General features: G+C 36.9%; 11 protein-coding genes and 1 riboswitch. Of the genes, 4 read left to right on the top strand and 7 right to left on the bottom strand.

Annotation, left to right across the window (positions count from 1 at the left end; translation table 11 throughout):
- Window positions 1–2: 2 nt before the first annotated feature.
- From JMM81_RS18935 to JMM81_RS18925, 3 genes are all read right to left on the bottom strand, one after another.
- Window positions 3–1,061, bottom strand: coding sequence for a FecCD family ABC transporter permease (locus JMM81_RS18935; protein WP_256243103.1), 1,059 nt, complete (start codon window positions 1,059–1,061; stop codon window positions 3–5).
- A complete protein-coding gene (locus JMM81_RS18930) occupies window positions 1,024–2,001 on the bottom strand; it encodes an ABC transporter substrate-binding protein (RefSeq protein WP_256243102.1) in 978 nt (325 codons plus the stop codon). The genes JMM81_RS18935 and JMM81_RS18930 overlap by 38 nt, the downstream gene beginning before the upstream one ends.
- Window positions 2,002–2,132: 131 nt before the next feature.
- Window positions 2,133–2,314: riboswitch (cobalamin riboswitch) on the bottom strand.
- A 103-nt stretch (window positions 2,315–2,417) separates the two neighbouring features.
- On the bottom strand, window positions 2,418–3,188 hold the full coding sequence (locus tag JMM81_RS18925; RefSeq protein WP_256243101.1) for a hypothetical protein: 771 nt from the start codon (window positions 3,186–3,188) through the stop codon (window positions 2,418–2,420).
- Window positions 3,189–3,619: 431 nt separating this feature from the next.
- Here JMM81_RS18925 and mgtE point away from each other — a divergent pair, with 431 nt between their 5' ends.
- From mgtE to JMM81_RS18910, 3 genes are all read left to right on the top strand, one after another.
- Window positions 3,620–4,978 carry a magnesium transporter gene (mgtE, locus tag JMM81_RS18920; protein WP_256243100.1) on the top strand — a complete coding sequence of 453 codons (1,359 nt, stop codon included), beginning with the start codon at window positions 3,620–3,622 and terminating at the stop codon, window positions 4,976–4,978.
- 375 nt (window positions 4,979–5,353) lie between these two features.
- A complete protein-coding gene (locus tag JMM81_RS18915) occupies window positions 5,354–6,565 on the top strand; it encodes an FtsW/RodA/SpoVE family cell cycle protein (protein WP_256243099.1) in 1,212 nt (403 codons plus the stop codon).
- Between the two features lie 210 nt (window positions 6,566–6,775).
- Window positions 6,776–7,192, top strand: coding sequence for a Dps family protein (locus JMM81_RS18910; RefSeq protein WP_256243098.1), 417 nt, complete (start codon window positions 6,776–6,778; stop codon window positions 7,190–7,192).
- Window positions 7,193–7,341: 149 nt separating this feature from the next.
- Here the strand turns inward: JMM81_RS18910 and JMM81_RS18905 are convergent, their stop codons facing one another.
- Window positions 7,342–8,124: a divergent polysaccharide deacetylase family protein gene (locus JMM81_RS18905; RefSeq protein WP_256243097.1), complete on the bottom strand. Its 783-nt coding sequence runs from the start codon at window positions 8,122–8,124 to the stop codon at window positions 7,342–7,344.
- Between the two features lie 309 nt (window positions 8,125–8,433).
- On the opposite strand from JMM81_RS18905, the gene JMM81_RS18900 reads away from it, so the two are divergent.
- The gene (locus JMM81_RS18900) at window positions 8,434–8,661 is read left to right on the top strand and encodes a hypothetical protein (protein ID WP_256243096.1); all 228 of its coding nucleotides are present in this window, start codon (window positions 8,434–8,436) and stop codon (window positions 8,659–8,661) included.
- Between the two features lie 153 nt (window positions 8,662–8,814).
- Here JMM81_RS18900 and qoxD read toward each other — a convergent pair whose 3' ends face one another.
- From qoxD to qoxB, 3 genes are read right to left on the bottom strand one after another with little or no spacing between them, the layout of a single operon-like run.
- Window positions 8,815–9,096: a cytochrome aa3 quinol oxidase subunit IV gene (gene qoxD, locus JMM81_RS18895; protein ID WP_256243095.1), complete on the bottom strand. Its 282-nt coding sequence runs from the start codon at window positions 9,094–9,096 to the stop codon at window positions 8,815–8,817.
- 1 nt (window position 9,097) lies between these two features.
- Window positions 9,098–9,691, bottom strand: coding sequence for a cytochrome aa3 quinol oxidase subunit III (gene qoxC / locus JMM81_RS18890; RefSeq protein ID WP_256243094.1), 594 nt, complete (start codon window positions 9,689–9,691; stop codon window positions 9,098–9,100).
- Window positions 9,688–11,667: a cytochrome aa3 quinol oxidase subunit I gene (gene qoxB, locus JMM81_RS18885; RefSeq protein WP_256243093.1), complete on the bottom strand. Its 1,980-nt coding sequence runs from the start codon at window positions 11,665–11,667 to the stop codon at window positions 9,688–9,690. The genes qoxC and qoxB overlap by 4 nt, the downstream gene beginning before the upstream one ends.
- Window positions 11,668–11,712 lie beyond the last annotated feature (45 nt).

The following is an 11,712-nucleotide window of genomic DNA, read 5'->3' as shown; positions in this document are numbered from 1 at the left end:
TGTCACCCTCTCCTTTCTTTCTTTTTGCGACCAATTAAAATAAAGGCAAATACCGGTGCACCAATTAATGCCGTGATCACACCAATCGGAAGCTCTGTCGGAGAAATAATCGTCCTTGCAACAAGATCAGCCAAAATTAAAAAGCTGCTTCCCGTTAGAATAGATAATGGCAATAGATGCTTATGGTCAGGACCCCCTAGTAGCCTTGTTAAATGTGGAATGACAAGACCGACAAATCCGATCGTTCCTGAAACCGCCACGGCCGCGCCTGTTAAAACAGAGCCCGCCGTTAAAATCATCATTTTTCGTCTTTGCACATTGACACCTAAATGCTGGGCTCGTTCTTCACCAAATGACATCGCATTCAACTCATTGGCATTCACTAAAATAAACAGTGCACCGACAATAAAAAAGGGAAGGATAATTTTAATATAATCCCAACCTCTCATGGACACACTTCCTAGCAGCCAACCAATAATCTGTCGAAGTTCATCACCCGTTAACGCAATCATAAGAGAAATAAACGCACCTAAAAATGAACTAAAAATAATACCGGTTAAAATGATTGTCTCTACTTTCATCGAGCGTTCAATTTTTTGAGCGAAAAGAAGAACAATAAGAATCGTCATGAATGCGCAAATGATGCTCAAAAAAGGAAGGGTGAATGCTCCAATAAAGGGGATTGATAAATTAAAAAATATGGTTACAACGGCTCCAACGGATGCACCTGAAGAGACACCAAGCGTATAGGGGTCAGCGAGTGGATTCCTTAATAACCCTTGAAAGGCGGCTCCTGCAATCGCAAGAGACGCCCCAACTAGACCAGCTAATATAACCCGTGGCAGACGAATATTCAAGACAATATTCGTGTACATCGGATCCATTTGTTCAGTAGATAAACGGAAAATTCCCGCACCTAAAATATGCAGAAGATCTGAGACCGGTACATGTACTGAACCGGTCGATATAGCAACTAGCATTGTGACTAGTAAAAAAGTAGCCGCAACTAGATAAGCTATTAATTTATTGGTTAAAAATATCTGGGTAAACCGCTTTTGCAAATTCCTCTACTCCTTCAACAAGACGAGGTCCTGGGCGCGACACTTTATCGGGATGAACATCTATTACTTGTTTATTCTTTACGGCATTAATATCTTGCCAGCCTTCCCGTTTCAATAGTTGTTCAACAGCGCCTTCTGTATATAATCCATATGTTGTGATGATAACATCTGGATTTCTGGCAATAACAACCTCCTGGTCAATCGATTGCCAGCCTTCCTCTGATATTACGTTCTCGGCATGAATCATCGATAACATTTCATCCATGAAGGTATTTTTCCCTGCACCAAAAATATTAGGCACGATGTCTAATTCAACATAGACCTTTTTCTTATCCTCTTCTTTGATGAGTGTAGCTTTTTCTTTAACTTCTTCCACTTTTGATTTCATTTCATTTACAATCGTTTCGGATTCTTCCTTTTTACCTGTAGCTGTTCCAATCATTTCAATTGAGTCATAAACCTCAGCAAAGTTTTTTGCTGCATTAACCACTAGTACCGTAATACCTGAATCACGAAGCTGTTGCAATCCTTCAGAAGAAGTTCCTCCCATGGAAGATCCATGTGCAAGTACAAGATCAGGCTGTAATGAAATGATTTTCTCTATATTAAACTCCATACCACCAATTTTCTCTTTTTCTAGTGCTTCTTCTGGATAAGTATCATGATCAGAAACACCTACTATTTCATCACCAAGCCCTAATGCAAAAGCAATTTCTGTATTGCTAGAAATTAGCGAGACAATTTTTTCTGGCTTTGCCTCAATGACTACATCTTGATCCATAGCATCCTTGATCGTAATAGGAAAAGCAACCTCATTCGTTTGTTCTGTTTTTGCCGCTTGATCACTTTGACTCGTTTCTTTCTCATCCGCTGCACCACAACCTACCAGTACACCGACTAATAACAGCAATGAAAATAACAATAAATAAAACTTTTTCACCTTTAAAATCCCCCATTTTCTTTAAACTAAAAAGCATCTCCATGAATGAGGAGATGCCGGAATGCTAGTGATTTATTCCAATGAATAAAGGCTAGTTTTTGCCGTACGCCCCCTATCCTCGTAGGTTGTTTTGGTGCGTAAGAAACTAGGCAGGTCTCCTGGCTTATGGTCATTGTTCCCTGCTCCTTCCCATACAAATTGTACAGTGGATATGCAGTTCACTCCCATTTTACAGTGGCGGGACCGCGTTGGATTTTCACCAACTTCCCTATTAAGTCTTCTTAAAAAAGACACCCATTTCATCATTATAAAACTTTTACTTTTATCGGAATTATAGCATGACATGAGAAAAATAGTAATATTTTTTCGCTTTTGCTCGTATTTTGTCGTTTTCTATTATCTCGATTGACCAATAATTAACTTGACCGTATTTTCCACTCCTGAGACTTTTTATCAAAAATGAGCTTTGCATCACATGGTTTTTTGCTACTTTTTTCGTATTCTTCGTACACATCATCCATATTCGCAAAGTCACCAATTACCCATATTGGTAACTCCATTCGAAAGCGATTTTGGACAATTCCCTTTACTGACAACACCATTCCTTCACTCATAAACCCTTTTAAAGATAATAAAAGATGTTGATCGACAGATGGATATATTTTTTTCCTTTTTAGACTTAATAAACCTTTTTCTGGCTTTCCTGACCCAAGCTTCATCGGAATTATTTGACTGAGCAATTTGTAAAATTGATTCAAATCTCGATAGTAGGTTTTGTTAAGCCATCCATCATCACGAGCTAAATAAGCATAGGAGTTCCCTAAATAACTATAGAAAGGAGGTCGCAAAGGGTCTTTGACATGTCCAAGATAGAGCAGTTCTGCTAACACTTGACCTGGAACTTCATCTAACCCTTCCATCTCCTCGAAATCAATCCAACAAAAATCACCGTATCCATAAACGTCTTCTTCTGCAAGTTTCATCACTCTTTTTCTTGGAACGTACTCCAACATTGTATGCATATTAAAATCAGCATCGTCAAATTGATGCTTAAGCAGGAGTAAATGATTGATAGAGTCGCCTAAAGATTGCACAAACTCCTTAAATTCAATCCCGTATGATAGCACATAGTGATCCTTTTCATTTAAATGGACATAAATAACATCTCGTATACTATTCCTTTTCAACGATGAAACCCCCGAATACGTAATAAAGTACAATAATTGGTTACACTACATCTAATCTATATATAATAGCAGATATTAGGAAAAATAGCCTAATATAGGACCGGATATATATGGTAGGTGCGTATTACACGTTAGTGAAATAGTAAAGATCAAGATTGTTTTCAAAACAGCCTTTTTCGTATAAATGCCTATTCCCTTTTTCCATCTGATAACATATCCTACAGTACACTTATGGAATAATTATCTACTAAACAGCACTGTTTACGAAACTTTCATTTTAATTCACGATACTTTTTCATTATAATAGTCATGGCAGATAAAAAAACAGAAACCTTCATTAGAGGAACATTGACTAGAGACCAACAATGCCCTGTGGTGAACATCGAAACCAGTATAACCTGCGCAAGTCTGTTGGAAGGAGCGTGAGAAGTATGATTCAACATATGACTGAAGATCAAATCACCCTGTATATTATCAAAGCTTTAAAAGAAAACAGACAAAAAGATTTGGATGCCATTCTAGAAGAACTGCAGCCGTATGATATTGCCCAAATTTACGAAGATCTACCGGAAAAACATCGAATACGCTTTTTACTACATTTAAAAATAGATCTACTTGCAGACTTAATACAGGAATTAAGTAGAGAAGAGCAGTTTGATGTTCTTAACAAACTTGGGATCGAAAGAAAAAATAAAGTCCTTGATGAGATGGACAACGATGACCTGGCTTCTCTATTGGATGAATTATCACCTGAAAAGATGGCTTCCCTACTGTCAGGTATGAAAATAGAGGAATCCAAAATTGTTCAAAACATCATGAACTATCCTCCCGAAACCGCTGGTCGATTGATGACAAACCGATTTGTCTGGATTCGCGATTATTATTCGGTCAGGGATGCAGTAGGTAAGCTAAAAACGTTTGCGGAATTTGCTGAAACAATCAACTATTTATATGTCGTTGACCAAAATCGCAAACTAGTGGGCGTTGTTTCCTATCGTGATTTACTCATTGCAGATGCCAATGAAAAAATCCGAAACATTATGTATGAACGAATTCTCTCTGTCTCTGTTACAACAGACCAAGAAGAAGTGGCTCGTATGATCGAGCGCTATGACTTTCTTGCTATCCCTGTTGTGGATGAAGACAAAGTGTTAATGGGAATTGTCACTGTTGATGACATCATTGATGTTGTGATTCAAGAAGCAACAGAAGATATTGAAAAACTATCCGCATCAGGGAAATCAATCGATTTTGATACAAAAGCTTTTGTTGCTGCATACCGCCGACTGCCATGGCTTATTTTACTTTTATTTATTGGACTTATATCAGGAAGTATTATTAGTGGTTATGAAAATACATTGCAGCAAGTCGTGGCGCTTACTTACTTTATGCCGATGATTTCTGGTATGACTGGTAATACAGGTACTCAATCACTCGCTGTTGTGGTACGTGGACTTGCATACAATGACCTCGATAAGAAAGCCATCCTTAAACTGATCATGCGAGAATGTGGTGTGGGTCTCATTATCGGTTTAGCATGTGGAATCCTCATTTCCATTATCGCTTATGTTTGGCTTGGCAACCCAATTCTAGGTGTAGTTGTAGGTTCTTCACTTTTTCTAACACTGATTATCGGAACGTTGGCAGGTACGATTATTCCTATTTTTCTTTACCGGATAAAAATTGACCCTGCTGTTGCATCTGGACCACTTATCACAACACTAAACGACATTTTCTCATTAATTATTTATTTCGGCTTTGCAACGATGTTTATTCGTTATTTGATGTAAGCGACCTCGAAACAAACTAATTTTTCATATTCTATCTAAAAGATGTTTAGTCGGTACTACGATGGTAATTTAATAGATTTACTTTTCAAGGCAAAGGGGCCGTCCCAAAAGGTGTCTAACATCTATAAGACAATATATGGAATTATGTTCTACTTAATTGTACTAGGTATTATTGTCTTATGGCGTCTGATATCTTTATTTTTGGGACGTTCCCTCTTTTAAATGAGAATACTATTGGAAACAACATTCAATATAAGTAAAAAAATTTCGACAAAACCATTGTTTTATAGATCCAATCTATTGTCGAAATTTTTATTATTTGATAGTCTGAATAGGAAAGTATATGCAAATGAGGATGAAATTAGGTGTTTGGGGATGGATCAGAAAAATAAGGTTTCTGAGAGGCTTGATTGGACTCTAACTCTTTTATTATTGTTATTTTTTTTAGTTAGCTGCATAGCGATATACAGCGGACAAGCATCAGGTCAATATACAGGAACAAACTTCCTCTTACAGCAAATATTTTGGTATGCCGTTGGTGTAGCCATTATTGCCGTTGTCATGTATTTTGACAGTGATCAGATTAAAAAACTCACTTGGATACTATATGGAATTGGAAATCTATTATTACTCATATTAGCTGTCGCCCCTGTGACAGACCTTACTCCAAGAATAAATGGAGCACAAAGTTGGTTTGCTTTACCGATTGGATCAATTCAACCATCCGAATTTATGAAAGTATTTCTGATTTTGGCTTTAAGTAAAACCGTCTATCACCATAACGAAAACTACTACACTAGAAATAACAAAACAGATTTTATTCTCTTATGCAAAATTGGACTCGTTACCGGTCTACCGATCGGACTCGTTATGCAGCAACCTGATTTAGGAACATCTCTTGTCATGCTTGCCATTATGACTGGTCTTATTTTCATTTCAGGGATCACATGGAAAATAATTGTCCCTTTATACGGAACTGGTTCCGTCATTGCTGGCATCATCTTCTATTTTGTGATTTGGGCTCCAGAAATTCTAGAAAAATATTTAGGTGTGAAATCCTACCAATTTGATCGTATCTATTCCTGGCTGGATCCTGAAGGTACCGCTGCCGGCTATCACCTCGCTAATTCATTAAAAGCTATAGGATCTGGATTATTAACTGGAAAAGGCTTTGCAGAGCGTAAAGTATATATTCCGGAAAGTCATACCGATTTTATTTTTAGCGTGATCGGTGAAGAATACGGTTTTGTTGGTGGTAGTATTGTTATTAGTTTATTTTTTCTTTTAATCTATCATCTGACAAAAACAGCTTTGGAAACAAATGATCCATTTAATGCCTATATTTGTGTTGGAATCATTTGTATGGTCACTTTCCATGTATTTCAGAATATCGGAATGACTATTCAAGTACTACCCATTACCGGGATTCCTTTACCTTTTATTAGCTACGGAGGAAGCTCTCTCATGGGAAATATGTTTGCCATGGGTCTCGTATACAGTATTCATTATCACCATCGAAACTATATGTTTTCTTCAGATCAAAACTATACTCCTTCTCGATCTCAAATAATGGAACGAGACCATTAATCCTACTAAACAAACGTTTGTTTAAGTAACCGTAAGGCCTTTATTTATATACTTTTGAAGACATAAAAAAGCTGACACCCTATGGGTCAGCTTTTTTATTGCACTTAAATTATAATAATAACTTGTTTAAAATAACTTTAATATAATACCAATTTTTAAAAACTATTTGATATAATAAATATATAAGCTACTAACAAGGAGGAATTATTTATGACAATTCAATCAGAATTAAATTTACAAATCGCTAACTGGAGTGTTCTTTATACACAACTTCACCGTTTCCACTGGTATGTGAAAGGACCTCTGTTCTTCACTCTTCATGCTAAATTTGAAGAACTTTATGACGAATCTGCTCTTGTTGTTGATCAAGTCGCTGAACGTCTACTCGCTATTGGTGGTGAACCAATTGCAACAATGAAAGGATACTTAGAATCAGCTAATGAAACGAAAACAGCTGATATGGTTGCCACTCTCGTTAAAGACTATAAACACATCAATGAAAGCCTTAAACAATTAGCAGACCTAGCTGAATCAGCAAATGATACAATTACAAATGATCTTGCAGTTGGTCTAATTGAGAAAATTGACACTCATGTTTGGATGCTTAACGCATACTTAGGAGAATAAAACTGGTAAGCTTTTCCTCTACCTTCTATCATAAACTTAAAAGCAAAAAAGAGTCTGTGAGTTAAGTCACGACTCTTTTTTCATCTTTAATAGTATCCAGCACCGCAAAAGGATAATAGTCTATACGAGGTGAACACTAAATGAATTCCTTATGACATATTTTTATCTATCATCTCTGATCCTGGAATTAAAGTGGATAGAGGTACGATTTCAGCTTGTGCCTTATATTGCGGGATATACGCTTTTAAAACCCCTACAACTTTATCACCCGTAATCCCCACATGCCCAATGGCTATTAACTGCTCCGTGTCATTAAGCTGCTTCATCAATAGCGTAGCCTGCTTATTAATATGCTCTTGTGAATAAATATGATCAAAGAACATATTATTTTCTAAATGAGGAACAGATAATTCATCGGCAATTTTGCCAATTACACTGTTACCTGTTGTTCTGCTATCTAAATAATAAAGCCCTTTTTCTTTACAAACCTCCAACACAATTCTCATAACTCGCTCATCTTCCGTTGCCTTTGAACCCATATGATGGTTCATTCCAACCGCAAAGGGAACCGCTTCAATCGCTTTTTCAACCTGCTCCCTGATTTCTTTATCGCTTAAATCAGTTGTGATTGCCCCTGGTCCAAGCCAACTTTTCTTTCCTTTCTTCGGTTCCATCGGCAAATGAACAATGACCTCATGTCCTTTTTCATGGGCCAACTTAGCATCTCGCTCTGTTGTTGATAAAAAAGGCATGATGGCTGCTGTAATTGGAATAGGAAGATCAAGCATCTCTTCTGTACCTTTCATATCATTACCAAAGTCATCTATCACGATTGCCAACTCTTTCTTTTCCGGCAAGCTCTTAGTTTCAGCCCCAGCGAAATCTGTACATGTTGTAAAAAGAAGAAAAATAGTCATCATCATTATTTTCATAGTAGTCACCCCTCTTTTTCATTAACATTCCACATAGCACTTTAATTCATCCGAATATTTCCATCGCAAAATACTTAATTAAAAAGACGATGCCTGACACCATAAAAAGACACTTGTCTTTTTATGGTGTCAGGCATCGTTCCTTTGAATGATTTTAATAAAAAAGTGTATTATATTATACTATAGAAAACGTTCATTTACTATATAAAAATAGAAAATTGAAAAAAAAGACAAAAATTAATATATAATATTGACAATTTTGTGAATTATATGAATAATATAGATATATATATAAGGAGGCTGATGAAAATGAAGTCATACACAAGAGTGTTAACCGCAACAAAATATGTTGGTAGTATTATTCTAACTATCGGAATAGCTATTTTCTTGTACGGTTTCTTTGTAAGCGATTACAGTTCAGTGACTGGCATTGGAATTGGTACGATCATGGGCGCTGTTTTTATCTTTTTAATAGGGATGTTTCTCTCCGCTTCAGAAGAAATGCTGTTAAAGATTCAAGACAAAAAAACGAAATAGTTGGGATGGTTAATTAACGCTATTAAGATAGAAATAAATTTATTATCGGAGGTCTATATGATTTCTTTTAGAGGCGCAATAACCAAAGGACATTTGCGCCTAATATAAAAAGAAAGAGAGCGCCCCTATAGACGCCCTCTTTCATCCTTCGTATTACATATCCCAAAGGAAGAGTAGTAATGTACCAAAAATGGTAACTAAAGCTATGAATATCATAAAATATACGTTCCCGTAAATTGACCATTTATCCTCTGTTTCACCCGCATGCATAAACACCATCAGCTGAAGAAGTGCTTGGACAAATGCTGTAAGAAGAAGAATGGTCATGCCTGCTGCAAATGACAAGTCCATGAAATAAACAACAAGAGCAACCGCAGTCAAAATCAAAGAAAATACAAAGCCCATTACTTGTTTAGCTGGGAATAATTCTTTCATATTACATCATTCCTTTCAAGTAGATGAAGCTAAAGATAAAGATCCAAACTACATCTAAGAAATGCCAGTAAAGAGAGAAAATGAATGATTTATTAGCTGTTTCTGGAGTCAACCCGCGTTTTTTCACTTGTAGGAGGATTGCTATTCCCCAGAATAAACCAAAGGTAACGTGTGCTCCGTGTGTTCCTAATGTTGTTAATAGGATCGCTGTAAAGGCACTCGTTTGTAATCCTGCACCAATGTGAATGTAGTGAGCGAACTCATAAATTTCAACACCTAAGAATACTAAACCTAGAAGAAGCGTAATGGCAAAGAATGTCATCATCGCTTTTTTATTACCAAGACGCATTGCATGAATTCCAAGACCAATCACAAAACTACTTGTTAAAAGCAACAGTGTTTCAATTAGGACTGGAGTGATTTCAAAAATCTCCGTTCCAGGACCGTTACCAGTCCCGCTCTCCAATGCAAAATATGATGTGAAAAGTGTTGCAAAAAGCATAATTTCAGCTCCAAGGAAAATCCAGAAACCGAAAATATTTAAATCATTTTGCCCAGTACTATATTCAAGAGGTTGCGAGTGATCTATTTTCATTTTTTAGCACCCCCAATTTTTTCTTCTGGCTCTTTAACTTCTTCTAATTTTGCTTCTGTCTCTTTAATTTCTTTTACGGAAATATGACGTCCATGATCTTTTTCGAACGAACGGTAAGCCATACATGCAAAAATCGCAATTGTTGAAATAATAACAAGAGGCCATATAGCAAATACAAATGAGAAGCCCCATACAAAGAAGATCGCACTCATGATAAATGGTAATCCACTATTATTTGGCATGTGAATTTCCTCAATTTTATCTGGGAATAGCACATGACCATTTTTCTTATAATCCCAGAATGTTTGATCTGAATTCACTTGTGGTGTAACTGCAAAGTTATATTCTGGAACTGGAGTATGTGTAGCCCATTCTAATGAACGCGCATCCCATGGATCGCTTCCAATATTTCTTGGTGAATAACGGATACTATAGTAAACGTTATATACGATTAAAGCAAAGCTGATTGCCATCACACCTGCTCCAACAAATGAAAGCATATTTAAAAATCCATAGCCACTTGCTTCAGAGTATGTGTACATACGACGTGCTTGACCATCTAGACCAGTGATATACATCGGGAAGAAAGCTAAGCAGAATCCGATAGAAAGAAACCAGAATGCCCATTTCCCTATTCTTTCATTTAACATAAATCCAAATATTTTTGGCCAATAGAATGTAAGACCCGCAAGCATCGCGAATACAACACCAGGAATAATTGTATTATGGAAGTGAGCGACTAAGAACATCGTGTTATGGTATTGATAGTCAGCTGCTGACATCGCAAGCATAACCCCGGTAACTCCACCGAGTGTGAAAAGTGGGATGAAACCTATTGTATAAAGCATTGGAACGGTAAAGCGTATTTTACCTTTCCACATGGTGAACAACCAGTTAAAAATCTTAACCCCTGTCGGAACAGCAATCGCCATTGTTGTAATGGAGAAGAAACTGTTTGCTAGTGCCCCTTGACCCATTGTAAAGAAATGGTGAGCCCATACTAAACATGAAAGGGCTGAGATAAGCACCATTGAAGCAACCATTGATTTATAACCATAAAGATTTCGACTTGAGAATGTAGAAATGATCTCACTATAAATACCAAATGCTGGTAAAATCAAGATGTATACTTCAGGATGTCCCCAAACCCAGAAAAGGTTGGCCCAAAGCATATCCATACCACCATTAGTTGTTGCAAAGAAGTGTGTACCAAATAGTCGATCCATTGTTCCCATAGCTAAAGCTACTGTTAGTACTGGGAATACAGTAACGATAATAAGGTTAGCAACTAAAACAGACCATGTAAACATCGGCATTTTCATTAATGTCATACCAGGTGCTCTCATTTTCATAATGGTCGTGATCATATTAATACCCGTCATTAATGAACCTAGACCAGATATTTGAATGGCTAACATATAATAGTTCGTTCCTACAGATTCACTGAAATCACTCCCTGCAAGTGGGAAGTAAGAAGTCCAACCTGCATCAGGTGAACCACCAATAACGAAAGAAATATTAAATAGCATTGCCCCCATAAAGAATAACCAGAAACTAATGGCATTTAATCGTGGGAAAGCTACATCACGAGCTCCAATTTGTAATGGAACAACATAGTTCATAAAACCGAAAATGAATGGCATTGCCATAAACATAATCATGACAACCCCGTGCGTTGTAAAAATTTCATTATAATGCTGTGCGTCTAGTAACTGACTCTCAGGTGCGGCCAATTGCGCACGCATCATGATCGCATCTACACCACCACGGAACAGCATCAATAAAGCAGATATCAGATACATAAGACCGATACGTTTATGGTCAACCGTTGTTAACCATTCACGCCACAGATAGCCCCATTTTTTAAAATAAGTAATACCGGCTATAACGGCTATTACAGTAAGACCAATGGCAACCATTGATGCGTAAATCGCAGGACTTGGATGTGGTACAGCAAAACGTTCAAAGAATTCCATCCGTTTGTGACTCCTTTCAAGAAATATATTATTCATCATGTAAAA

Origin of the sequence: Bacillus sp. V3B, assembly GCF_024494465.1 — a bacterium.
Classification (GTDB): domain Bacteria; phylum Bacillota; class Bacilli; order Bacillales; family Cytobacillaceae; genus Bacillus_BD.
Note: the sequence above shows the minus strand (reverse complement) of the source record. Positions and strands in the feature narration are given on the sequence as shown.

Bases quoted from the DNA above. Each gene is read 5' to 3' on its own strand.
- JMM81_RS18910 (WP_256243098.1), top strand. From the start codon at position 6,776: ATGACAATTCAATCAGAATTAAATTTACAAATCGCTAACTGGAGTGTT.
- qoxC (WP_256243094.1), bottom strand. From the start codon at position 9,691: ATGAAAATAGATCACTCGCAACCTCTTGAATATAGTACTGGGCAAAAT.
- mgtE (WP_256243100.1), top strand. From the start codon at position 3,620: ATGATTCAACATATGACTGAAGATCAAATCACCCTGTATATTATCAAA.
- qoxB (WP_256243093.1), bottom strand. From the start codon at position 11,667: ATGGAATTCTTTGAACGTTTTGCTGTACCACATCCAAGTCCTGCGATT.
- JMM81_RS18905 (WP_256243097.1), bottom strand. From the start codon at position 8,124: ATGAAAATAATGATGATGACTATTTTTCTTCTTTTTACAACATGTACA.
- JMM81_RS18900 (WP_256243096.1), top strand. From the start codon at position 8,434: ATGAAGTCATACACAAGAGTGTTAACCGCAACAAAATATGTTGGTAGT.
- qoxD (WP_256243095.1), bottom strand. From the start codon at position 9,096: ATGAAAGAATTATTCCCAGCTAAACAAGTAATGGGCTTTGTATTTTCT.
- JMM81_RS18915 (WP_256243099.1), top strand. From the start codon at position 5,354: ATGGATCAGAAAAATAAGGTTTCTGAGAGGCTTGATTGGACTCTAACT.